Annotated in this window: 23 protein-coding genes; 11 read left to right on the plus strand and 12 right to left on the minus strand. The window is 47.3% G+C overall.

Annotated features, from left to right (window positions below):
• Window positions 1-48 precede the first annotated feature (48 nt).
• Together AC5JBY_RS18530 and AC5JBY_RS18535 are read right to left on the minus strand one after the other, a co-directional pair.
• On the minus strand, window positions 49-225 hold the full coding sequence (locus AC5JBY_RS18530; RefSeq protein ID WP_495906126.1) for a microviridin/marinostatin family tricyclic proteinase inhibitor: 177 nt from the start codon (window positions 223-225) through the stop codon (window positions 49-51).
• Window positions 226-283: 58 nt separating this feature from the next.
• Window positions 284-466, minus strand: a complete 183-nt coding sequence (locus AC5JBY_RS18535; RefSeq protein ID WP_495906127.1) for a microviridin/marinostatin family tricyclic proteinase inhibitor — start codon at window positions 464-466, stop codon at window positions 284-286.
• A 383-nt stretch (window positions 467-849) separates the two neighbouring features.
• Here AC5JBY_RS18535 and AC5JBY_RS18540 point away from each other — a divergent pair, with 383 nt between their 5' ends.
• The 4 genes from AC5JBY_RS18540 (at window position 850) to AC5JBY_RS18555 (ending at window position 5,693) form a co-directional block, all read left to right on the plus strand.
• Window positions 850-1,704 (plus strand): aldo/keto reductase, encoded by an 855-nt coding sequence (locus AC5JBY_RS18540; RefSeq protein WP_495906128.1) that lies wholly within the window; start codon window positions 850-852, stop codon window positions 1,702-1,704.
• A gap of 216 nt (window positions 1,705-1,920) precedes the next feature.
• Window positions 1,921-2,934, plus strand: coding sequence for a lipid A deacylase LpxR family protein (locus tag AC5JBY_RS18545; protein ID WP_495906129.1), 1,014 nt, complete (start codon window positions 1,921-1,923; stop codon window positions 2,932-2,934).
• A gap of 16 nt (window positions 2,935-2,950) precedes the next feature.
• On the plus strand, window positions 2,951-4,267 hold the full coding sequence (locus AC5JBY_RS18550; protein WP_495906130.1) for a sulfatase family protein: 1,317 nt from the start codon (window positions 2,951-2,953) through the stop codon (window positions 4,265-4,267).
• Window positions 4,268-4,445: 178 nt separating this feature from the next.
• Window positions 4,446-5,693 (plus strand): cation:proton antiporter, encoded by a 1,248-nt coding sequence (locus AC5JBY_RS18555; RefSeq protein ID WP_495906131.1) that lies wholly within the window; start codon window positions 4,446-4,448, stop codon window positions 5,691-5,693.
• 5 nt (window positions 5,694-5,698) lie between these two features.
• On the opposite strand, the gene AC5JBY_RS18560 is transcribed toward AC5JBY_RS18555, so the two are convergent.
• From AC5JBY_RS18560 to AC5JBY_RS18570, 3 genes are all read right to left on the minus strand, one after another.
• A complete protein-coding gene (locus AC5JBY_RS18560) occupies window positions 5,699-6,058 on the minus strand; it encodes a SnoaL-like domain-containing protein (protein ID WP_495906132.1) in 360 nt (119 codons plus the stop codon).
• Between the two features lie 126 nt (window positions 6,059-6,184).
• Entirely contained in the window at window positions 6,185-7,135 is a 951-nt protein-coding gene (locus tag AC5JBY_RS18565) for a hypothetical protein (RefSeq protein ID WP_495906133.1), read from the minus strand.
• A 78-nt stretch (window positions 7,136-7,213) separates the two neighbouring features.
• The gene (locus AC5JBY_RS18570) at window positions 7,214-8,218 is read right to left on the minus strand and encodes a bile acid:sodium symporter family protein (protein WP_495906134.1); all 1,005 of its coding nucleotides are present in this window, start codon (window positions 8,216-8,218) and stop codon (window positions 7,214-7,216) included.
• A 167-nt stretch (window positions 8,219-8,385) separates the two neighbouring features.
• Between AC5JBY_RS18570 and AC5JBY_RS18575 the strand changes: the two genes are divergently transcribed.
• Both AC5JBY_RS18575 and AC5JBY_RS18580 read left to right on the plus strand, forming a co-directional pair.
• The gene (locus tag AC5JBY_RS18575; protein WP_495906135.1) at window positions 8,386-8,574 is read left to right on the plus strand and encodes a hypothetical protein; all 189 of its coding nucleotides are present in this window, start codon (window positions 8,386-8,388) and stop codon (window positions 8,572-8,574) included.
• A 282-nt stretch (window positions 8,575-8,856) separates the two neighbouring features.
• A complete protein-coding gene (locus AC5JBY_RS18580; RefSeq protein ID WP_495906136.1) occupies window positions 8,857-9,192 on the plus strand; it encodes a ubiquitin-like domain-containing protein in 336 nt (111 codons plus the stop codon).
• Window positions 9,193-9,272: 80 nt separating this feature from the next.
• Here AC5JBY_RS18580 and AC5JBY_RS18585 read toward each other — a convergent pair whose 3' ends face one another.
• Window positions 9,273-9,590, minus strand: a complete 318-nt coding sequence (locus AC5JBY_RS18585) for a hypothetical protein (RefSeq protein ID WP_495906137.1) — start codon at window positions 9,588-9,590, stop codon at window positions 9,273-9,275.
• An 810-nt stretch (window positions 9,591-10,400) separates the two neighbouring features.
• On the opposite strand from AC5JBY_RS18585, the gene AC5JBY_RS18590 reads away from it, so the two are divergent.
• From AC5JBY_RS18590 to AC5JBY_RS18605, 4 genes are all read left to right on the plus strand, one after another.
• Window positions 10,401-11,399, plus strand: a complete 999-nt coding sequence (locus AC5JBY_RS18590) for a hypothetical protein (RefSeq protein WP_495906138.1) — start codon at window positions 10,401-10,403, stop codon at window positions 11,397-11,399.
• Between the two features lie 74 nt (window positions 11,400-11,473).
• Window positions 11,474-11,704, plus strand: coding sequence for a helix-turn-helix domain-containing protein (locus AC5JBY_RS18595; RefSeq protein ID WP_495906139.1), 231 nt, complete (start codon window positions 11,474-11,476; stop codon window positions 11,702-11,704).
• Window positions 11,701-12,036, plus strand: a complete 336-nt coding sequence (locus tag AC5JBY_RS18600) for a HipA N-terminal domain-containing protein (RefSeq protein WP_495906140.1) — start codon at window positions 11,701-11,703, stop codon at window positions 12,034-12,036. The genes AC5JBY_RS18595 and AC5JBY_RS18600 overlap by 4 nt, the downstream gene beginning before the upstream one ends.
• A complete protein-coding gene (locus AC5JBY_RS18605; protein WP_495906141.1) occupies window positions 12,017-13,030 on the plus strand; it encodes a type II toxin-antitoxin system HipA family toxin in 1,014 nt (337 codons plus the stop codon). The genes AC5JBY_RS18600 and AC5JBY_RS18605 overlap by 20 nt, the downstream gene beginning before the upstream one ends.
• Window positions 13,031-13,047: 17 nt before the next feature.
• On the opposite strand, the gene AC5JBY_RS18610 is transcribed toward AC5JBY_RS18605, so the two are convergent.
• The 6 genes from AC5JBY_RS18610 to AC5JBY_RS18635 form a co-directional block, all read right to left on the minus strand.
• A complete protein-coding gene (locus tag AC5JBY_RS18610) occupies window positions 13,048-14,145 on the minus strand; it encodes a hypothetical protein (RefSeq protein ID WP_495906142.1) in 1,098 nt (365 codons plus the stop codon).
• Window positions 14,146-14,154: 9 nt separating this feature from the next.
• On the minus strand, window positions 14,155-15,585 hold the full coding sequence (locus AC5JBY_RS18615; RefSeq protein ID WP_495906143.1) for a TlpA family protein disulfide reductase: 1,431 nt from the start codon (window positions 15,583-15,585) through the stop codon (window positions 14,155-14,157).
• Between the two features lie 150 nt (window positions 15,586-15,735).
• Window positions 15,736-17,271, minus strand: a complete 1,536-nt coding sequence (locus tag AC5JBY_RS18620; protein ID WP_495906144.1) for a RagB/SusD family nutrient uptake outer membrane protein — start codon at window positions 17,269-17,271, stop codon at window positions 15,736-15,738.
• Window positions 17,272-17,337: 66 nt separating this feature from the next.
• On the minus strand, window positions 17,338-20,733 hold the full coding sequence (locus AC5JBY_RS18625; protein ID WP_495906145.1) for a SusC/RagA family TonB-linked outer membrane protein: 3,396 nt from the start codon (window positions 20,731-20,733) through the stop codon (window positions 17,338-17,340).
• Between the two features lie 114 nt (window positions 20,734-20,847).
• A complete protein-coding gene (locus tag AC5JBY_RS18630) occupies window positions 20,848-21,720 on the minus strand; it encodes a hypothetical protein (protein ID WP_495906146.1) in 873 nt (290 codons plus the stop codon).
• A 161-nt stretch (window positions 21,721-21,881) separates the two neighbouring features.
• Window positions 21,882-23,042, minus strand: a complete 1,161-nt coding sequence (locus AC5JBY_RS18635; protein ID WP_495906147.1) for a YdcF family protein — start codon at window positions 23,040-23,042, stop codon at window positions 21,882-21,884.
• A 241-nt stretch (window positions 23,043-23,283) separates the two neighbouring features.
• Here AC5JBY_RS18635 and AC5JBY_RS18640 point away from each other — a divergent pair, with 241 nt between their 5' ends.
• Window positions 23,284-24,387, plus strand: a complete 1,104-nt coding sequence (locus tag AC5JBY_RS18640; protein ID WP_495906148.1) for a calcium:cation antiporter — start codon at window positions 23,284-23,286, stop codon at window positions 24,385-24,387.
• Window positions 24,388-24,389: the final 2 nt, after the last annotated feature.

Here is a 24,389-nt window from a genome sequence, read left to right on the forward strand (position 1 = left end):
GACTATTGCTTGTTTGCTTTGAAGAAATTAAATAGATAATAGGAAAATCTACACCTCATCACCATCTGAAGGATACTTCAGCGTGTGCTCCATATCCAGAATAGGCTTGGTGATCTCAGGAAAAGGACTATCCCCGGCAAACTGCCCGGTAGCTTCCTGTGTACGTTGCTGCATTTCGAGGAACTGCGCAAAGAATGGTTTCTTTCCTGCATCTTGTTGTTGCATAATAGTACCGTTTAAATAATGAAGTAATGTTTAACCGGCTATACCCGGTTGTGTCCAATTAATGTGTTGGCAGATCATCATCACCATCAGAAGGGTACTTGTGCGTTTGATCGTAGTCCATAATGGGCAGCGATACAGGAGGCCATACCAGCAGGTTTGCTTCGCCTGGCTGTTGCACTTTGGTTTGCTGTGACTCCAGGAACTGAGCGAAGAATGGACTCTTCAGTTCATTTTGTTTCATACTGATAAAAATTTAAGGTTAACAAAAACGAATATTCAATTTAACGAAAATCAACACACGAACTATTACTTATCTACGCGTGTGTATAAAATTTCTGATACATGATAACATCCAATGTGCCTGCACGTGATTTATATAACTATCATCCTGCGATTAGGGTGATATGCGACTTGTTGCTCATCTGCAATAAGCTGTCGTACATGGTATGCAAGTCACCATTCGTGACAGCAGCAGGCCACCGGACAACCTTCCCTGACCAGCCCGATCCAGGACCTATTGTTTGAATTTTGTAAGAATTGCTTTGAATTGTGTTAGCCCCCGTCTGAACATATTCCTGTAAAAGGCTGTTGTTTTATAAACACTCTCACTTAAATCATACTACTATGAGCGCAAATACTACACAAGCCATTCCACTGACATGGCAACTGGGCGGCGATCTTACCATCAACCGATTGGGTTATGGCGGCATGCAACTGACAGGCACAGGCGTTTGGGGAGACGCCAGAGACCGCGCCGGGGCGATCAAGGTGCTGCAGGCAGCCGTGGCAGGCGGTGTGAACTTCATCGACACTGCCGAGGCGTATGGTCCCCAGTACAACGAATCGCTGATCGCTGACGCATTACACCCCTACAAGAAGGGACTTGTCATAGCCACGAAGGGCGGTTTTAGCCGACCCGGCCCCGGACAATGGGTTCCTGATGGCAGCCCGGCCTTCATCCGCGAAAACATCGAGGGCAGCTTAAAAAGGCTGAAAGTGGACACCATCGATCTCTGGCAGCTGCACCGTTTCGACCCCAATGTACCGGTTGAAGAAACACTGGCGCCTGTGGTGGAAGCTGTAAAAGCCGGCAAGATCCGCCATGTGGGATTGTCGGAAGTAACTGTAGAACAAATACAAAGAGCAGAGAAAGTGGTTCCCATCGTATCGGTCCAAAACCTGTACAACCTGGGCAACCGCAAATGGGAAGATGTATTGGATTACACCATCGAGCGTAATATGGCATTCATTCCCTGGTACCCACTGGCATCAGGCCCTGAAGCGCTGGCCGGCAAGATCAATGCGATAGCTGCCGCTCACAATGCCACCACCGCACAAATAGCGCTGGCCTGGTTGTTGAAACGCGCCGACAACATTCTGCTGATTCCCGGCACCAGTTCACTGAACCATTTACAGGAAAACCTGGATGGCGCCGACATCGTACTGACTGATAAAGAATTTGAGACATTGTCTAAATAAGTAAGAAAGGTGTACCAAGGTTTACGGCCGCCCGCCTGGGCGGCCTTTTCATTGACCAATAATGACAATTCAGGTGGTCTTTTATAGGCTACCCCAAATAAAACCGGGAACTTCATAGAAATATAAAAACAAAATCAGTCTAAAAACCGTTGTAAGCCTACACCTTTGAAAAACAGCGTCGAAACGCCTGGTTTTTAATGTACTTATGTTTATAGCATGAAGAAGGGAAGTTGCTGGTGTTTAATTGTCTGCCTCATAGGCTTGCCATGTAGAACGGTCTTTGCCCAGGAACCTGGGGGCAACAGACACATGATTCGCATATATGAGGACAATGACGCCATCAACCTTTACGACATAGGTAGCGACAAAGGCTACACCAACGGCACCCGCCTCGATTTCTTCTGGCAACAACAAAAAAGGTCTTTTCTCAGCAAGTTGTTACCCGCCGCAGGCCCCAACAGCATCAACACACACGGCTGGGGAGTGATGCAGGTAATGATAACGCCCGACAATATTGTCCGCCGCCGGCCGGACCCGGCAGATTATCCTTATGTTGGCGCCTTGTTTGCCACCCGTAGCTTACACTCAGCCAACCCCGTCAAAAAGCTGTCCCTACAATCGGAACTGGTATTGGGCGTGATGGGCCCTCCTGCCCTTGGAGAGGAAACACAAAAACTCATGCACCGCATCATCGGTGCTCAACAACCACGGGGATGGGATTACCAGAAGCCTGCCGACCTGTTGCTCAATTACAACCTGACGATCAGCAAACAGCTTTGGCAACACAGACAATGGGCCGAGGTTATTGGCAGCGGACAAGTATATGCCGGCACTATGCTGAATGGCGCCGCTGCTTACGCCACCATCCGCCTCGGCAGGATGAATCCTTTCTTTAATGGTTTTATTCAACAATTCTCTACTGATAAAAGCCACACCAACCGTTGGCAGTTTTATTTCACTATACAACCTGGAGCAGAGTTTATCATCAGGAATGCCTTACTGGAAGGAGGCGTATTCAACCACAACGCCAAGCTACCGGATGATGGTTATGAAGTGCAACGTGAATTTGCCGAACAGGAAAAACAGCGTGTGATCACCCGTTTAGATTTTGGCGCTGTGCTTTCCAAAGGCAATGTCGGCATCTCCTTCACTCAAAAAAGTTCCTCTGCACTCTTCAAAGGATTCTCCCGCCAGGAAGTTGGCAACATTTCTCTGCACATAGCGTGGTAAGTTTTTATATTGCGGCATGAAGATGAAAATGATCCTGGTTTCAGGTTTACTGTTGCTCCAAAGCATGCTGTTTGCACAACAACGTCCCAATATTATTCTTGTGTTTGCCGACGATATGGGTTATAGTGACCTGAGCTGCTTTGGCAGTCCTTTGATCAAAACACCTTTCCTCGATAAGATGGCTACCAAGGGTATCAAAGCCACTAACTTTCTTGTCCCTTCTCCTACCTGTTCACCTTCGCGCGCATCTTTACTTACCGGCCGCTATGCCACGCGCATGAAAATCCCCGTGCCACTCGGACCGGGTGCGCCCAATGGATTGCCTGATGAAGAAATGACCATCGCTGAAATGCTAAAGCAAGCAGGCTATCGCACTGCTTTGATCGGCAAATGGCACCTTGGTGACACCAAATCGTATTATCATCCTACTGCACAGGGTTTCGATCAATTCTTCGGCACTTTGTATAGTCATGATTACAGGCATCCCTATGTAAAGACAGATACCGTGATGAAGATATTCCGTAATCGTACAACTGCGATTGTACGTCCGGCAGATACTATACTCACTGACCTGTATGCACAAGAGGCCATCAAGTATATCCAATCACAATCGAAGCAACAACCCTTCTTTTTATACCTCGCGCAAAACATGCCTCACCTGCCATTAGCTGTGCCAGCCAAATGGCAAGGTCACTCAGCCGGTGGATTGTATGGCGACGTGGTGGAGCAACTGGATGAAAGCCTGCAACGCATCTGGCAGGCGCTGGAAGCAAAAGGTATGGCCGATAATACGATCTTCATCTTCACCAGTGATAATGGTCCCTGGATAGGTTTCCCGGACAGGATGATCGCCGATGGCTATACCAAGCCCTGGCATGTAGGCACCACCGGTATCTTCAGGGGACAGAAAGCCAATACTTATGAAGGCGGTCATCGTGTGCCTTTCATTTTCTACTGGAAAGGCCACAGCCCTATTAATCAAACTATCACTGATCCTGTTTCATCACTGGATATATTGCCCAGTCTCGCCAATTGGCTGAACTTACCATTGCCTGCAGGCAGGACGCTCGACGGACAATCTGTTATGCCCTTGTTATCGGGCAAGCAGGCACATCTCTCCCATCGCCCCATTTATTATGTGCATAACCAGGCGCAGGCGGTACGGGATGGAAAGTGGAAATTGCGCATTACCGGCACAGGTGCAGAGAAATTAACAGAGCTGTTTGATATGGAAGCAGATCCCGGTGAGAATCATAACATTGCCAGCAATAATCCCGATATCGTAACCAAACTGGAAAAGTTATTGCAGGAATTTCCGGGCATGACTCCTTAACTCAATTCTAATCTAATTCTAAGGTTCTCTTAGAATGCCGCAAGCTACTTTTGCGGCATTTATCACCCTGTGTGCTTAGTTCACTGAATTAAAGGTGAGCCTCCCGCCAGCGCTACCACGCCAGACGGTCCCGCAGTATTGCGGGAAGGCCCACCTTAATTGTTAATTGTGTGTGCTTATGGAACTGTATTATTCCTTTTCTGTATTGATCGTACTGGCTTCTTTTTTCTCTTACATCAACCTGCGGGTGTTAAAGCTGCCTTCTACCATCGGCGTCATGATCATTGCCATGATCTCTTCGATCCTGTTGGTAATTGGTGGCAGCTTGTTTCCTAAATTCTTTACGCACTTTTCCACGCTGCTCATGGATGTGGACTTTACCGAGGTGCTGATGGGTGCTATGCTCAACTTCCTGCTTTTTGCGGGCGCTATCCATATCAATTTGCGCGCACTCAATGAGCAAAAAGCGCCGATCATTGTATTCTCTACTATCAGTGTGCTGATCTCCACCTTCGCTATTGGGGGTATCCTGTACTACGTTTTCCATCTTTCTCACATAGACCTGCCTTTCCTGTATTGCCTGCTCTTTGGCTCTCTTATATCACCTACAGACCCTATTGCTGTATTGGGCATACTTAAGAAAGCCAATGTGAGAAAGTCGCTGGAAACCAAAGTAGCCGGAGAATCACTCTTCAATGATGGCGTGGCGGTAGTTGTCTTTTCTGTGATCCTGCAGCTGGCGCAGGGCAGTGAGATCGATCTTTCGCTGGGCAATGTAAGCTGGTTATTGGTGAAGGAAGCCGTGGGCGGTTTTATGCTGGGTACTTTGCTTGGATGGGGCGCTTCCAATGCTATTCGCAAGATCGACGACTATAATGTAACAGTACTGATTACTTTGTCCGTCGTGATGGGTGGTTATCTCATTGCTCATACGCTCCATATGTCGGGGCCGCTGACCATGGTGGCTGCGGGCATCGTGATCGGGAATTATGGCAAACGAACAGCCATGTCGCCCACCACGAAAGATTACCTCAATAAATTCTGGGAGCTGATCGATGAGATCATGAACGCGATCCTATTCCTCTTCATAGGTTTTGAATTGTTGCTGATCCCCGACCTCAATCATTACTGGGTCATGGGCTGTATAGCGATCCTGGTAGTATTGCTGGCCCGCTATATCTCTATCTGGATACCCGTTAAGCTTATTCCCTTCCGGAATAAGTTCAGCAGCGGCACCATTAAGATACTGGTATGGGGAGGCCTACGCGGTGGCGTATCCATCGCGCTGGCGTTGTCGATCGACAATGGCCCACACAAACAGGCCATTCTGGCCATTACTTACTTTGTGGTGGTCTTCTCTATCATCGTGCAGGGGCTCACCATTGGCAAAGTGGCCAACAGGGTATTGTCGAAGGAAGAAGTGTGAGGACGTTACATAACGAACTCTTCTTCAATGATCTTACCATCTTTTACTTTGTAAATGCACAATTCTTTCATGTGCATACGTCCCTGTTGTTTCATGGTGATGTCCATGTCGAGAATGCAGGCGAAAGAATTTTCCGCTACGATAGGATCGGAAACGGAGAGACTATGCAGCGTATCGATCATGGAATCGAACTTCCTGCCTTTATCGAAGATGGCTTGCAGGCCTTTGGTTTCTTTTTCAAACGCGGGAGTAGCGTAAGGCTCTTTGCTTACTGCATCTTCTGCATATAATTCGCGCTGGGCTTTCTCCCATTCTCCTGACCGGCATATTTCTACCAGGCGGTTGGCAATTTCTTGTGTAGTCATAGCTTGTTATTTGCCGGAAATACGGCAAAAAGCGGGCCTGCCTTGTTGGGGAAGCAGATTTCTCACTTCGCTATCGCTTCGTTCGAAATGACAAAAGAAGGCGTAGTGTATTCAAAAAAATAAAACCTATTCAGCGATGATGTATTCGAGGTATTTGGTAATGACATCTGTTGATCCATCTTGCTTTGTGTATTCTATCCGGACAGGCACGCGGTATTTACCAGGTTTCTGATTGGTTGCCAGCTTATAGGTTGCGGTTCCATCGTCATCGAGTTGCACCACCGATCCATTAATCGTGATATTCGTCTTACTCGCAGCGCTGAAAGCTCCCACTCCTGCAGTAACCTCAATTGGCTGGCCTGCTTTGACGTAGCTGCTGTTTAGTACAGCTATAGCCTGGAATACATCGTAGGAGTTGATGTGACAGCCTACCAGGTTATTCATATAAGTAATCAGCTCATTTTCTGTCACTAAAACGTCATGCTGTATTTTATTCAGGACAGCCATGCCGAGCTGCAATGAGGACGTATTCAAGTAAATTTCTTTCCAATGCTCATTATCAGCAGGGTACTGTATTAAACTATCAGTCCGTATCCCTGATCGGCTTGCTATATTCTTTTTAAAAGATTCAACATCCTTTATCAGATGTGCTTTAAAGAAGGGATTATCATTTAATTCTTCCGGATTGATAGCTCTTACAACAACACTATTATACCTGACCAACTTATTGCACAAGCTATCTCCTTCTTTCCGCAACAATACCCGAACACCTGCCTCATCATCTTTTTTTATCACAGCCAATTGTTCTTTCAGGCTTATAATGTACTGGCACACTTCATCTGACAATGCTTTTACCGAAAGCGCTTTGCGATGCCATAACTCCATCTTTGCCTTCGTACATGGATCTTTGGCTTTCTTATCCAAGGCACGGTAGACTACCTCATTATCCTCAATAATGATCTCATTGGCTTTGTTTAAAGAATGGTTAATAGCGCTGATGGCTTCCGGATTGAGCCGGTCTTTACAGGCTGTTACGAAAAAGAGGACGAGCATACAGCCCGGCAGCAGTTTTTGCATGGTTAACGGTGTGGGTTGGCTCTGAAACGGAGGGGCCACCGTTTTATTTCCCGGACTGGTGCCATCAAAATGTTAAAGCTATGGCGCCTGGCGGTGCTTCTTGGCCATGCGCTGCGCTATGATGCTCACGGCTATCAACTGGAGGGCATGGTAGAGCATGATGGGTAGCAGGAGGATACCCATGAGGGGGCTGTTCATAAAGATCACTTTTGCCATGACCGTGCCGTGTATCAGAGATTTCTTGGAACCGCAAAAAGTGGCCGTGATCCTGTCTTCCCGGCTAAAATGCAGGAGCCGGGCAATATAACCCGTGAGAAAATAAGCAGCGAAGAACAGTAATGCCATACAGGCGCCCAATAGGAATAGCTCTCCTATGCCGAGGTTACTAAACATGTGTTGATCGAACGATTCGCTAAAGGCGGTATATACAATAGCGAGGATGGTAAGCTGATCGAAGTATTTTAATTGCTTGTTGTACTTTTCTGCGATACGTCCCAGCTTCGTGGGGTTCAACAATAATCCCAGTACCACCGGCGCGAGGATCTGCAACAACAGTTTTTGTACAATATCGCCCATGTCCATATTGTTGTGGTTGCCACCTGTGATCACGCTCATCCAAACCGGCGTAATGAAAATGCCCATCAGGCTGGAAATACTGGCATTGAAAATGGCTGCCGGGATATTGCCGTTGGCAATCGACACCATTACTACCGAAGAAGAAACTGTAGAAGGTAAGGCCGCCAGGAAGAAGGTGCCCAACCACAGGACCTGCGTATCTCCCTTATCCAGCCATGGCCTGAGGACAAGAATAAGCAGCGGGAATATAATAAAGGTACTTACCTGCACCAGGATATGGAGCCGCCAGTTGCTGAGGCCAGCTACCAGCTTACTCTTATTAAGTTTTAATCCATAGAAAAAGAAGATAAATGAAATGCCGATGTTGGCAATAGAAGATATGGAGAATGGTCCATCGGCAACACCCGGACCGGGAAACTGTGAGGCCAGGATAATAGCGCCTATCAGCGAAAGTATAAACCAATCTAACCCAAAACGTGCTAAAAACTGAAATACCTTTTTGACCATATAGGCCGCAAGATACGAAGCCTGGGTTTTAAAAGACAAATGGTGGCAGTGGTACACCCACTACGCACCATTTGCTGCTTTACTATTCAAACACTACTACTACTTACTAAAAAAAGTTACAGGGTTACTTCCCGACACAGTTGCAATGTTAATATCAGCGGAAGAGCATGCAGTCTCCTCCCCTGCAGTCGCATTACCCGGGCTATATTGCGAAGCGCCTGAACAAAGTATATTTATTGTCCTTCAGCTATAAGCAAGCCAATGTAGCCCGTGGTGAGCAAACCAAGGTGCTTATTGCTGAGAAGTTGTTTGTTGTTGAGATGGAGAACCTGTGCGGTTGTATAACAGGAAAATAGTGTACAGGCAAATGCCTGGTGAGCATTCGATTCATTTAGATAAGGTTTTAGTGCCGGCAAAAAACCGGGTCACTAATATCGGAATAAATTTCCATTCAACCATCATGAAGTTATTAAGGAAATATTACCACCTCTGTCAACTACCTGTAAGGGGTAACCTTTAGGACTGGCCTGTTTGTACTAACTGAATGTGTTGTTTGGCTGTCGAATACAGTAGTTCGTATCATATAACGGCATGTAGTACCTGTTTTAAACTATATTCATGGTTAAATTATCTTTTCCATGAAAAAATTACTTCCATTAATCGCTACCTGCCTGTTGCTGATGACGGGCTTTGCCACTCCGGCATCTACCACTTCTTTTACCGGTCCTGTTATTTCCGGCGAACCGGAACCTCATCCCAACAACATTTATGTGAAGCTGAAGATCAACGGGCAAACAACGATCATCTGGGTACTGGCTTTCCCTGGTGATACGGTTGGTGATGTAAAGAGTAGTGTAGAAAGTATTGTTGGTTTTCCGCTCAACTATCTGTCTTATAAAGGGCAGGTATTAGATGACAATGCCACGCTTGCTTTTTATGGCATTGGCGCCAATGCCACGTTGAACGGGTATTAAGCTGATGGGTATAAAACCGAAGCGCTGTGCAGGCTAGCCTCGCACAGCGCTTTTCCGTTTAGCTATATGGATCTAAGTTCTTATATGGATATGTCAAGATTTCTCTGTATCCACCCTGTAGCAAAACCGGTTACTATCAGGGCTATCAATAATAGTACTATTACAAAACCTGCGCCAACACCTCTTTTGCGGGGACGGACTGGTGCATAATTGGATGTTGTATGTAATTCGCTGGCATTGGGTTTCCGTGCTTTGATAAGGAGGCCGGTGTGCCGGGAAGTAAATGTATCGGCTTCAGCCTGGTTGTACACAACCTGCTCAGCAACAAAAAGATCATCATTGCCCGAAGGCTGATACGCCTGTATCACCACCGGGAATTCCTGTGGCTGGATTGTCATATTATAATGATTTGAGTGAATAATGTTTTGGTTGTCGTCACAAATCCACTGCCAGTGAGCTGCAGCTGAAACAGGTTAATAAAGCCCCATTTTGAAGCGTTCTTTCCTCAAAATGCGAGAACTGGTAAAATATACAACTACTCCCGTGGTTTGTCTATTGAAGCTCCCGCCCTACCGCACTACTTTTGTGTTGCATTACCGATTACGCTACCAATCATCGTTTAGCATCACTCAAGAAATACCCCGGTTAGCTTCGTGTGAGCAGCAAGCACTCCGGGACCGGAATTATATCAGCGGCAGGTTAAAACTTAAGGCAGGCAATCGAGAAGCAGGGCTGTTCTGAAAAAGGACAGCCCTGTTTTGTCTGAACCTTGATTTGTTGGATTTATTGGATTAGGAGGATATAGAGATCAATTGTTTGCTGCTTTTTTTGTATATTGTATCATAGATGTACTTCAATCAATCATATTCACGCGCATTATCTTCGTACAGAATAAGTTGCACACTCTCTGCAACTGCATTTCCGCGTCCCTGCTGCATTTGAACCCTTCTGTCTTACTATTCTCTTACTATTGCCTTACTATTGGCTTAGTATAGCCATGCTTCTGCTATGGAGCAGCTCTGAGAGCGCTATGGCGGAACTATGGGACTGATGTAGGAGAGCTCTTAAAATGATATAGCCGGACGATGTGTATTACCGAAACTGAGCAGACATTTCATATCATTTGATAAGTCTTTGAATGGTTTTTGTGATATAGATTTGGAAACCGGGTATGTGTTATTGTAAGTTTGATTAAAATCTAATTCTATATGGGAAAATTAATAAGTCCTCTTAAAATCCGCGGCACGGTTGACGATGTGTGTTACCGCTTAACCGAGGACGGTGTGATAGTACAAAGTAAACCTGGTCCAACAGCTGAACAGGTACGGACGGGTAAAAACTTCGATTTAACAAGGCGAAATGCCAGCGAATTTGGCAGAGCCACCAAAGATGCCATGTTATTGAGACATTCATTAGGCTATGTGGTGCGCGCTGTGAAGCATGCCAGGCTGAGCAGTCATATGAACAAGGTGCTGCACAGGATAGCCAAGTCGGACAAGGTGAGTGAATTTGGCTCGCGCCATGCGGATGCAGGCAATCTTCAACTGCTGGCGGGTTTTGATTATAATCATTTGCTGGGTGTGGATATGGCGCTGCCGGTGCCATTGGGACATTCACTGGATGCAACGACGGGTGCTGTACAGCTGACCGTGCCGGGTTGCATCGTACGACGTAAAAAAGCACTATTTCCTGCAGCGGCTACGCATTTCAAGATCGTTTCCTGCGCGGGGGCAGTGGATTTCAACCGGCAACGTTTTGCTTCCGATATAGCTCAAAGTGAACTGCTGCCGTTGAGTAAAAAAATGCCTGAGCTGCGCCTGAAGCATTCCTTGCAGGCGGAACCGGGGCAAGTGATGCTTCATACGGTTGGTATTGTGTTTTATAAAGTAGAAGATGGCGAGGCTACGCTGCTGCGTGGCGGGGCATTGAAGATTGTGCAAGTAGCGAGGAAGGAGCAAGTAGTAATAACTTCAGGCACAGGTACGCCAGCGCACGCTGCCATACTGCATACCTGCGGCAGTGATCGGTATGTTGAGCAGGCTGATCCACCGGCAACAGCAGTAATACCTGTGCATAGCGGTACTGATGCACAAGCTGACATTTCTGTTGGCCGTAGATTAACACGCTTACGAGGTTATTATCTAAATAAAAGGAGACAGACGCAGTGGCTTATTTCATTGCTTTTGAGCTTTTGCCTCTTGATCTAAAAAACGAACTATAATTCGCTTTATTTGACTTTTAGACATTATCGACTTATATTTACAGTCAAAAGCGAACTAAAATGCGCAATTTCGCAGCTCAAATAGGTGAAACGATCCGGGTAAGGCGTGAATTGCTTGGTCTGTCGCAATCACAGCTTACGGGGTTTTCCGGTATCAACACCAGGACTATCCAGCTTATCGAGCAGGGAAAGGGTAATCCATCTCTGGATACTTTGCTGCAGTTGGCAAACCCGCTTGGCCTGGAGCTACAATTGGTTGTGAAGGATCTTTTAAAAAATAGTGAGCTGTGAGATCTGCTGAAGTGTTATATAATGGTCAGCGGGCCGGTGTGTTGTCACAAACTAAGGATGGCTATCGCTTTGTTTATGATGCATCTTACCTGGCTTTGCCCGACAGCCGCCCTGTGAGTGTAACCCTTCCTTTGCGCAAAGCGCCTTTTGATAGCGCTATCCTGTTTCCGGCTTTTGTTAATATGTTGAGCGAGGGCTCCAATAAACAGATGCAAACGAGGCTGTTGAGTATCGATGAGAATGATTACTTCAGTTTGCTACTTGCTACCGCCGAGGCTGATAGCATTGGCCCCATCACTTTTAAAGCGATCGATGAGTCTTCCCCTACTTGAATATTGCCCTTCGACCTTGCAGCCTGGGTTTACTACTTACAGTGGGGCTGGTCAACAGGCGCTCTTCGGCGGCCGTGCCAAAAAGGTGTCGCCTATTCTTTCATTTGGACCTCCCGGAAAGAGCAGTGAGCTGACGCATGAATATAATGAGAAGAGAAAGCGGATGAGCATCAGCGGGGTGCAGGAGAAGTACAGTTTACTACTGACCAGGAATAGCCTGTCGCTCACAGCTGCAAGAGGAACGCATATTTTGAAGCCAGTATCGACTGAGCGATTGGAACTGGTGGCTGATATGCCGGCCAATGAGCACGTGAGTATGCAGATAGCCCGACAAGTATATGGCATAAAAACAGCGGCCTGCGGTATGATCTTTTTTAACGATGGTTCTCCTGCTTATATTACCCGCCGTTTCGACTATAAACCGGAAGGTGATGGTAAATACCAGATAGAGGACTTTGCCTCTCTGCTGGGAAAATCACCTGAAGCAGCAGGCAACGATTATAAGTACAATGCTTCTTACCTCGATATTGCGCGGCTAATTCCCCGGTATGTGGCAGCAGCACCGGTAGCATTACTGGAATTTTTCCGGCTTGTGGTTTTCAATTATTTAATCGGTAATGGCGACGCACACCTGAAGAACTTCTCGCTCATGGAGACGGCGCAAGGGGATCTTATCTTCTCTCCTGCTTATGACTTGCTGTGTACGGCTTTGCACATCAATGACAGCCGGCTGGCTTTACATGATGGCCTCTATGAAGGTGACATTGACGAAAGAGGATACCAGGCATTTGGCACTTACACGCGTTCTTCCTTTCTCGCTTTCGCTGAACTTGCAGGTATTAACCATTCCCTTGCGGCGGACGTAGTGGACGATATCATGCAGGGGATACGGCCTTCCATTGAATTGGTGAAGCGCAGCTTCTTAAGCTCTGCTGCGAAAAATAAATACATTGCTGTATTGGGTGAAAGGCACCGGAGCTTGGGTTTGATGTAGCTAATGAACATGATCGTTTAATACGAATGCACCCCAGAAAAACGGAACTGGTTATCAATTTTCACAAATTGAAATGTGTGCGTGTATCCCCGGCGGGAATTACCAACATTAACAATTATGGAGAATCTAACTTCATAGATTTGAAGGCCGACGGGCTGTTTGTTCAGGTAACTATCAACGCTGATCTTATAGTCATTACGCTTCATTTTTACATACAAAGCTGTATCCGGCAAGTTACGGTTGCAGCCAGCTATGAAGCCGTCGATACTTTCCATATTGTTTTCATAATAGTCTTCTGTCAGCCCTTCACAAATGGAGCAAATGACACTATCCAATGACATAGCCCTTATTTTTTGCGTATCCTTTTCTTCGATAGCCTTGAAAAACGAACGCCAGGTCCTGATCAATGCCATCGAATCACGCTTGCTGAATGAATAAGAAGGCTCTGCGGGAATGTCCTCCAATTCCACGTCCGGTGTCACTATTTCCGGATCAGATTTTCCGAATAGGCCCCTGGCCGTTAAAACTCCTCTCTTTTGCAATTCAAATAATTCCGGCACATAATATCCCTGCCGGGCGATCGCTTTGCTGCCTACTATTTGAAAATAGGGTTCAGGATAGGTACTCTTTAATGTCCTTCTTTTGTATTTGAGGCTGGAGATATCGAATGATAATTCTTCTGCAAATTCTATCGGCACAGGCTTAAGGTTACTATCAATATCACCGCGATAATACCCCGCCCACCGGCCGCTTTTGGTCTTAAACACCGGGTCGAATATGTATTTTTGATGGTAAAACGTATCATCATATAACGACACATACAGCAGCACATGGTCATACTCTGAAAATCCAGGGTCACCGTAATGATCGTATGCTATAAATTCAATCGTATCTTTTTGGTAATCTCCACAAACGACTTCTTCGATCTTATACCTGGCTTTGTAGGCGCCATCCATGCCTTCAGACTTCATGAAGTTTACCGATATCTTTTTACCAACAAATACAAACAACTTACTCTTACCGGGGTTTTCCATACAACTGCTGTTATTACGGGGTTGGTTACAGGAAAACTGAACCAGGATCAATATGCAGAGCAATGGAAGTAGATAGTTCATATGGGCAAACTATTGTTTTAAAATATCCAGTAAAGTATTGTACATACCAGGATCGGATGGCCTGTCTGCATCGAATCGTACTATTTTACCATTCTTATCGAAAACAATATATCTTGGAATAGGTCCCAATTGTATCTTTTTACTCAACCCATTGTTAGCAGGGTTCGTCAGGATAAAGCTATATTCTGTATCGACCTTATGCCTGCTTCTTGCTTCGAGCCAGCTATTAAAATCAGTATCGATGGATATGTACATCATCACAATGTCTTTATCCTTCACTTTCTTATTCAATGTATGAGAATAAGGTATCTCCTGAACACAGGGCTTACACCAGCTTGCCCAAAAATCAACATAGACGACTTTCCCTTTCAGCCGCGCCATTAAACGGTTAAACCCAATCTCCGACTTATCCGCTTTCATCAAGATCGCCAATTCATTGCTATCAACCTTTGACCGGTCGCGCTGGAGCTGGTAATTGCGATGGACGATGTTGGCATATAATGAATCATCGCACAGCGCATCATACCTTTTCAGCAACTGCTCTGTGTTCCTGGTCAGCTCTATCCTATCCACCATATATCTTGACAACAGGAAGCTTTTGTTACTGCCATTTGTCAGAGCAGCTACTGAATCCATGAAAGCCTGCTCGGGCGTATGCTGCAAGCGAAGTGCAATCACTTCTCTAAGGGCATAGTTATAAAAGGGTATATTATTACAATCGGTACAATTCAATTCCTGGACCCATTTTATTAATGAGTCTTTGTAAAAGGCGCGCAATGACTCTTTTAATTCATTGTTGATACCCCGGTCTGCGAATAGCTTATCTGCGATCTTAAAGCCTGTATAAAAGTACCGGTAAAACCTTCCGATACTGATGTCCATTTTGTTCGCTGCACAAAATGATTCAGCACTGTTGATATAGGGTTGGTACAGGCTATCCAACAACCTGTCTCTGCTCCGCAGGTCTGTTGAGCCCCATATCCGCCGGAGGAATGCAGGATTTGCCCTATAGGGTAATGGCATGCCTACACTGGCTGTATGTCGCTGGAAAAAATTCAGTTCTTCTGTTCTTTCCGGATTGCTGATATGGGAAAGGACGGGTTTGTTGCTTTTGTCGAGGGTTATTACCAATGTGTCTTGCGCTTTCAGCAAAGGATAGATACCATCAGCAGAACCATAAGGTCCTTTAGGCGGTACGGCAATAATGTTTAAAATAGCGGGGGTATTGATCTGAAAGGGGATGTGCTGGTATTTACCGGAAAGGGTGTCCAGGCTGTAAGGATAAAAGCCCGCCTCGAGTATCGTTCTTTTCTGTACCAGGATCTCACGCCCGGTCTTATTGAGGAAGTATATGTTGGATTGTCCCAAAGCTCCTGTGGAAAACAGTAGAAATGATAGACAGATAAGGTGTACAAGCAGCGCCCGGTTGATATATCTCATGCGTTAGAATATCGCCTAAGATGCAGCTGTTGAATATTTCCATATTCCTGATAATATAAAAAGGCTCACCCCGCCTCCCGGCTATGTGGCCGGGTGCGGGGTGAGTGACCTTGTTTTTGCAAAGGTTTGGGTTTGGTTGGGTTTTGTTTACTACTGCTCGTATCCGGGGTTTTGGGGCATCTTCTCAGGGTTCAGCTTATACTCATTCAACGGGATCGGGAAATAAATGTCCTTCGTTGTTATGTTTGTCAACGGCGAATTGTTGTAATCAGCCTGGGCCTTGGCCCTGAAATAGGTCACCAGCTCTTCTTTGGTAAAAAAACGAGTGAGGTCGTGCCAGCGGTGGTGCTCGAAGGCCAGCTCTATTCTACGCTCATGCAGGATGGCCAGTTTCAGCGTGGGGTATTTGGCAGCATAAGCAGGCGTAGCTTTCATCGCAGCGTACAGAGGACGCTGTGCACGCTCACGCACCATGTCCAGGTATTGGATAGCGGAAGCTTCATCATTCAGGAGCATGTGCACTTCTGCCAGGTTCAGGATGATATCCGCATAGCGCAATACGATCCAATCATTACCTCCATAACCGAGGTTGGTGGCGCCGGCGCTCGCATCCCTGAACTTGGTAATGAAATAGGCCTGTACAGAAGCGTGGTTAGCAAACTTGATAGAATAATCAGTGCGCAGGTCGCCTACTTCAAATTCTTTCTGCAAGTCGGCAGTCAGCGTGCCACCCGCACCGGTAGAAGCAAACAGGGAGTTGATCGTTTCGCCACGGGCCTGGTTGTTGGCAGCAATGCGTGAGCTGTAGTTGGCATCACCTTGCTTGTAAGCAATCTGCCAGATGATCTCTTTGTTGGAGCTTTTCTTCGTCACGTCGAATACATCGGCAAAAGGTATCTCAGACAACTTGCCAAAGCCACGCATGTTGTAGCAGGCCAACAGGGAAGTCTTTGCATTGTTGAGGTTAGCCGTTTTATCGCCGCTCAGGTCGGTAGCCATTTTCAGGTACACCTGACCCAGCAGGCCATTGGCTGCCTGCAGGGAAACACGGCCTTTATTGTCGGCGCCCTGTATGTTGGGCAATTGGCTGGCCACCGCATCCTTCAGGTCGGCCACGATCTGTGCATATACATTTTCTTTGCTTTCACGGAATGTTTTCTGGGTGATCTGATCCAGGCCAGTCAGTCTCTCCGTGATCAGGGGCACACCGCCAAATTCCTGTACCAGGTTGTAGTACATCAACGCACGGATGAACTTTACTTCGGCTTTGTACTGATTTTTGGTAGCATCATTGGCGAAAGTGATGTTGTCGATCTTCGACAATACCACGTTGGCTCTTGCAATAGGCAGGTACAAGGCTGTCCAATGGCTTTGCAGGTAGGTGTTGCTGGGCACCAGTGCAAAGGCCGTAAACTGGAAGGGTTCGCCGTTGTTGGATTGGTTATCGGTGGTGTTTACATCGTCGGAGCGGTCATCGGTCCAGGTAGAAGCTCCTTCTCCGATACAGTTGCCACTGCGCAGCGCCTGGTATACACCATTTACGCCCAGGGCAATATCATTTTCTGTCTGGAAGTTATTGTCCACATTCACCGAGTTGGGGTTAGACTGCTCCAGGAACTCCTTGCTGCAGGAGCCCAATGTGAGCGTAATACCCAATCCGATCGTCATTGCTATTATAGTACGCATAAAATATTGTTTAGATTATGATCTCAGGGTGAGCCGCCCTTTAAGAAAGACCCACCCTGATAAAAGTTAGAATTGCAATTTCACACCGAGGTTGAAGGCGCGCATCAATGGATACTTACCATAGTCTACACCCGGTGTAGTGTTGGCGCCGTTGTTGTAATCCACTTCAGGATTATAGCCCAGGTATTTGGTGATGGTAAAGGCGTTGTCTACACTGGCATATAAACGCAGGTTGCTCAATCCTGCTTTTTTCACGAATGCAAGATCATTCAGGCTGTAACCCAGCGTGATGTTGGTACAACGGAAGAATGAACCATTCTGCAGGTAGTAGCTGCTGAGGCGGGTACTGTTGCTTTGCGTACCACCACGTGAAGCGCGGTATACCTTACCATTGCCAGGCTCCGCTTCAGAGCGGTACCTGTTCTTCACGATGGAATAGTTGTTGCCAGAGCCTTCCATATTGTTGATGTAATAATCCTGTCCGTCGAGTATCTCGTTGCCTTTAGAACCATTGAAAGAAGCTGACAGGTCGAGGTTCTTGTAAGTAGCATACAGGCTAAGACCATATGTGAAATCAGGATAGGGAGAGCCGATCACCTGTTTGTCGGACTCGTTTACGATACCATCACCGTTGACGTCCTCAAAATACAGGTCGCCGGGATTGAGGGGTGTAGCAGAATAAGAAGAACGGGGAGGTCCTTGTAATTTATAACCTGCGGGGAAAGTGTTGTTGGGCAGCAGGGCTGCATTATCAGCAGCGATATTGGCCATATCCGACTGACGCACCATGCCTTTCACTTTCAGGCCATAGAACATACCGATAGGCTGACCTACTTGTGTAACGTGGGTTACATATTGCCTTTCGGCACCTACTGAGTAGATGGGCGCAGCGCCACCCAGGCTCATTACTTTGTTGTTGTTGTGGGTAATGTTGCCACTTACGCTGAAGGTGAAGTCCTTGCCATTCACGATACGTGCATCGATCTGTGCATCGATACCGGTATTCCTTACTTCCGCATCACGCAGGTTGGTGAGGATGCTGGTAGAGCCTGAACCGGCAGTGATGTTCTGTTGGAACAACAGGTCGTACGACTTACTGATGTAATAGTTTACGATCACATTCAGGCGGTTGTTCAGCAAACCGAGGTCTGCACCGAAGTTGTACTGAGAAGTGGATTCCCAACCCAGTTTGGCATCGGCCACGTTGCCGGCAGCAGTGGAAGTATATACCGTGTTACCGAATACTACGCCACTGGAACCAGCCATGGTTTGCTCATAGCGGTAGTTACCAATGTTGTTGTTACCGGTGAGGCCCCAGCTGGCACGCAGCTTCACTGTAGAACCGGCACCCAGCCAGTCGCCATAGAAACTTTCATTGGAGAGGTTCCAGCCGGCGGACACTGATGGGAATTTACCCCAGCGGTTTTCGGGGCCAAAGCGGGAAGAAGCATCTGCCCGGAAAGAGCCCGTGAGGTAGTATTTGTTATCATAGCTATAGATAGCGCGTGCAAGGTACGATACGAGGGTGGTTACCGATTTACCAGTGCCACCGTTCAGGTAAAAGTTGGTTGCATCTGCACCACGTGCAGTGATCTCGGGTACCAGGTCATTGGAAAGACCGTTGGCGCCTACACTCACGATATCGGTCGTTGTTTCCTGTGCAGAATAACCTGCCAATACATTCAGGTCACCTTTTTTACCCATGGACTTTTTATAGTTCAATGTAAACTCAGCCAGCTTATCGAGCGTGGAGAGGGTTTGCGAGGAAGCATTGGCAGCCCTGATAGCTGTTGGGGAACCCGGAGGGTTGGCACCGCTGCTCAGGTTGGTGGGATAATAGTACTCGTATTTCTCGTTATAGGTTTGCGCACCGATGTTCACTTTGCCAGAGAAACCGGGAAAGAACTCATACGTAGCATTGGCATTGTAGGTGCCACGTGTTCCTTTACGGGTGATCTTTACACGATCAGCAAATGCCACCGGGTTTTCAATGCCCTGGAAAGAGTAGTTGTAAGTATCGATGGGAATGGAAGCATTGCCCAAGGCATAAGAACCATCGGGGTTACGTACCGGGAAGATGGGCATGTAGACCAATGCTCCTAGGATGGGTCCCTGATTGAAACGTCCTTCCTGTACTTCACGGTTGTTGATATCAGTAATGAACATGCTGGAGCTTACCTTCAGCTTCGGAGAGATATCTGCATCGATATTAGCACGCAGGTTGATACGTTTCTGGTTGGTGAATTTGAGAATACCATCCTGATTTTGGTAACCACCGCTGATGAGGTAGCGGGTAGTATTGTTGCCGCCGGTGAAAGACACGTTGTGGCGTTGCATCAGGGCATTGCGGTACAGCTCATCTTGCCAATCGGTATTGTATTGAGGCCTCAACACGGTTTGGGTAGGAAAATCATACAAAGCTTTGATGATGGTGATATTGCCGGGGTTAGAACCCAGGCGTGCAATACGTGCTGCGTTGTCATCCGAGAAGAAAGCATCGTTCCAAGTAATGCCTTTCGCGATGATCTGGTCTTTATAGGCACCGTTACGGCCATCAACAAACAGTTGGGCAAACTCATAGCTGTCCAGCATATCGACTTTCTTCGCCAGTTGGTTGATGCCTGCCATATAATCATAGTTCAGCTTGCCCTTGCCTTCTTTACCACGCTTGGTAGTGATGAGTATCACACCAGCGGCAGCACGTGAACCATAGATAGCAGCAGAAGCAGCATCTTTCAATATCTCGATGGACTCGATATCATCAGGGTTGATGAACACGTCATTACCTGATGTGCCGGGATTGTAACCATTGGTAGCGTTGGTGCTGTTACCTGGCCCCTGGCTCACGTTGCCACCCACTGCATAGCCATCGATCACATACAACGGCTCGGAGCTGGCATTCACAGAACCGACGCCGCGTACACGGATCTTGGTGCCACCATAGGGCGCACCGCTCACCTGCGCAACCTGTACACCTGCTACTTTACCTACCAGCGCCTGGCTGAGGGTTGGAGAGGTAAGGCTCAGTTCTTTTGCTTTTACGCTCGATATAGCGCCCGTGAGGTCGCTCTTGCGCAAACGCTGGTAACCGATGGATACTTCTTCCAGCATTTTAGCATCTTCTTTCAGTTTCACCTCTATCACTGTCTTCCCCCCTACTGTTACTTCCTGTGCAGCAAAGCCAGCGTAGCTTATTGTGAGCACTTCATTAGCCGCCACAGCAATGGTAAACTGTCCTTTCGTGTCGGTAGCCACTGTTTTACCCGACTTCTTTGCTACCACACTGGCGCCCGGCAGGGGCTCCCCTGTCTCGGAAGTTACCGTACCGGTTACCGTGCCCGTTTGCGCCTGCACCGGTAATGAAGCAGTGATGGCCCAAACAGCCACCAGCAGAAATAGTAGTTTCTGTAGTATTCCTTTGTGCCTGGACAAAGGAATAGCCTGTGCAACTTTCTTTTGCATTAGTTATTATTTGTAATAAGAAAATGAGACCTGTGACAGCAGTCTGTTTCAGGGTGAGCCGCCCTTGCCTGGCGCAAAGCCGGACGGCCCCGTTTCACGGGGCGACCCACCCTTTTACCAGTGTATCTCCATCATATTGGCGTTGTTTCTACGGGACGAACTAACAGCAATCCCTTTCCCGGTATTATCGAGGAACGTAAACCCTTCGAGTTCATCGGGCCGTTCATTAATGTCTACTACTTTGATCACCTGCTCCGTTCCGGCAGCGAGTGACTTTTCGAAATCGAGGAAAGTGAAGCGCCATTTGCGGCCTTCTATCTGGTTTTGGATCAATACCAGGATGTTCTTACCGGGTACCCAGTGGAGGTTTTGTACCCAGGGCGAGCAGGTGAACTTTTTCACCACTACTCCTTTTTCGGAAGTCTTTTTGGCTTTTGCCAGTAAGGCTGGATCGTATAATCTTACTTCATTGGCCTTACCGCCATAATCAGCAGTAGCCACGTACCATTTGTTCTTATATTGTACATACTCCGGGCGGGTGCCTTGTACGCAGGCATCATCTTCTATCGTGTTGAGCAGGTTACCATCCAGCGTACCTGTTTTCAGCAATCCTTCCCAATTCACGGAGTAGATCACTGCTTTCCATAAAGTGCCTTCCGTATTCAACCGGATACTATTACCAATGAACACCGGCATTTTACCATGTACTGCCAGCCCGGTGGGATGGTTGATCACATCGGTATCGTTCAGCGTGAGCTTGTATTCTTTATTGATGTACACGATCGAATCGCCGGACAGTTTGTATTCCCTGATCATGCCTACTTCTCTATCTCCGTATAAGAACAGACGGCCATTTTGAAAGGACACGCCCTGGCAAGCGCCCAGTGAGTCGACAGAAAGGGCATGACTGATCTGCATGTCTACGCCGGCGCGATGTGACGTAAAAGCGAGGAGGCTGCAACTAAGTAAGGTTGTAAGTAGTTTCATCGAGATCGTTTTAGTTGTCGGCAATATCGGCAGTCGGCAATCGGCAATGTGAAACACCAAACTTTATATTCGACAGCGTATAGCTCAAAGCTCGTGGCTGGCTTAAGGGTCCATTATTTCTGTCGGGTCGATGTGCAGGGCGTCCAGCAACGGATAAAATTCTACTTCCGTTTCAGAAAGGCGCTCGCCTGGTTTGTAGGGTACTTCATCCAGCTCTTCTTACATCTTTCCACCAGGGTACCGGATATCCAGGTGCTCTGCCCTTTTTCGGTGGAAGTAAGGCCCGGCTTATCCATCGGCATTCCGTAGCGGAACATCAGGCGTACGGCGTTGCGCATGTTGGTGGTGGTGTGCCGTGCATGAGGCTCCATGATCACGGCGTTCTCCGGAATGTGTAGCTTTTGTATCAGGAAGCGTTTCATTTCTTCCGCTTCGTTGTACTTCGTTTTATAGGGATGTACTTTGCCACCAGACACCATTATAAATGGCGCCAGTCCTTTCTGGTATTGTATAGCAGCCAGCCGGCAACGGAGCATACCGCCTGCGCTCAGGGGCACGGCCGGATCTTCGGGGCCAGCACCGGGCACCAGGATCACAGAATATTTATAGCTGGTCCATTTGAGGGTCTTTATTCTGTCGTAAGCTGCTTTGTTTACCGTTGTTTCCATTGGCTCATAATCAGCAGCCTGGTCGCGCTCATTCATTTCAATGAACAGTAAAGAGGCGGTGAGCGAAGGCAAGAAAAAGAGCCGGCTTGCGGCACACTCCTGCATCACTACATAGGTAGGAGAATAGAGCATGCTGCCGTAGCGGGGATTGTTTACATTGAAGCTGATGGAATCAATCAGGGGATAATTGGCTTTTTTACCTTCGGCATACACACCAATGGCAAAGTTGATGCCCATAGCATCCTGCTCCCAGGCTTTGCGCAACAGTTCTGCGCCGCTTTCTTTTTGGAAGAGAATGTATGTGCCTGAAGGTATAAGGTGTTGCTTTACTAATTTACCCAGCGCATTGTTTTCATTGTATAAAGCAGTAAGACGGGCGCTGACTGTTTGTATTTCCTGCTCAGACAGTTTCAACTGCTCAGTATAGCAGGCAGCATTGTTGCCACAAGTCTTTAGCGCATTGGCAAGGCCAGCCAGTTTACGTTGCGCTATGTTGGCCAAGGCTGTATCTCCTTCTACCAGTTTGCGTGCTTCCTTGTCCTGCTTCAGGAGCGTGAGCAGGTAATAGTTCTTATACTGTACGATATGATCGCCGGTTACCAGCTTGTAGCGCGGATCGGGAGCTGGTTGTTGAGCCAAAAGATAACAGGCCATGCAACACATGACCATTGTGAGGAACGCCTTAACCATTATTTGTGTAGTATTTTCGGCGGCAAAAGTCCTGTGTTGAGATTAACTTAATATCACGCGTGTGTTACCGGATTGTTACGGATTTTTTAACAAGAATTTATGTATGATTAGAATCGATACACGCTGATAGAGGTGAAAAGGGCTATTTCGTCAACTTTCTTATATTTACCGTTTCACCTTATCCTCCTGTTAAACAGCTAATTCCATGATCATGCAGCAAAAAGGATTTCTCTTCCGGCGTTTTAAGATTGCTTTGCCCCTGTGGACTATTCTCTGTCCCCTGATTGGTTTACTATTGCTATTGCTGACCGGGAAAGAAAATAGCGGCTGGGTCAATGGATTGCTGGGTATTGTATTGATCTCCGTGGTGCTGAGTGCTGTGCATCATGCAGAGGTGGTGGCGCATAAAGTGGGTGAACCTTATGGCACATTGATACTGGCGCTGGCGATCACGATCATCGAAGTATCACTGATCGTGACCATCATGCTTACTGAAGGGGAACAGGGCTCTACGCTGGCACGGGATACTGTATTTGCTGCCATCATGCTCATCCTCACCGGCATTATTGGTTTGTGTCTGCTGGTGGGCGGTTATCGCTTCAAAGAGCAGGTGTTTGTAAAACAAGGTGTAAGCGCTTCTCTCGTGGCCCTCACCGCCATTACTATCCTCACCCTCGTATTGCCCAATTATACCACCAGTACGCCGGGGCCTGTGTATACTACCAGTCAGTTGATATTTGTTGCCATTGTATCATTGGTGCTGTACCTGGGCTTTGTGGCTGTGCAGGCCGTTCGTCACCGGGAATATTTTCTGCCCACCGGCGAAAAAGATACGCATGCTGAACCTCCCTCCACCCCCACCACTGTTACCAGCCTGTTGTTTCTGCTGTTGGCATTGGCAGTAGTAGTCATCTTGTCTAAAAACTTATCTCCTGCTATTGAAAATATCGTGGTAAGCATGGGCGCTCCCAAAAGTCTCGTGGGGATCATCATCGCCACGGTGATATTGCTGCCCGAAGGGCTTGCTGCCATCAGGGCTGCGAGGCGCAACCGTTTACAAACCAGTCTCAACCTTGCACTGGGCTCTGCGCTGGCCAGTATTGGGCTCACCATCCCTGCTGTGGCTATCGTGGGGTATTTCACCGGCTTTCATATTACGCTGGGTATCGACACCAAGTCGACGCTTCTGCTGATCTTGTCGTTGTTTACCATCAGTATTTCATTTGGTGCAGGGCGTACCAATATCCTGCAGGGTATTGTGCTGCTGGTAATACTGGCTACTTATTTATTCACGACCATCGTGCCCTGATG

This window comes from Paraflavitalea sp. (genome assembly GCF_059502485.1).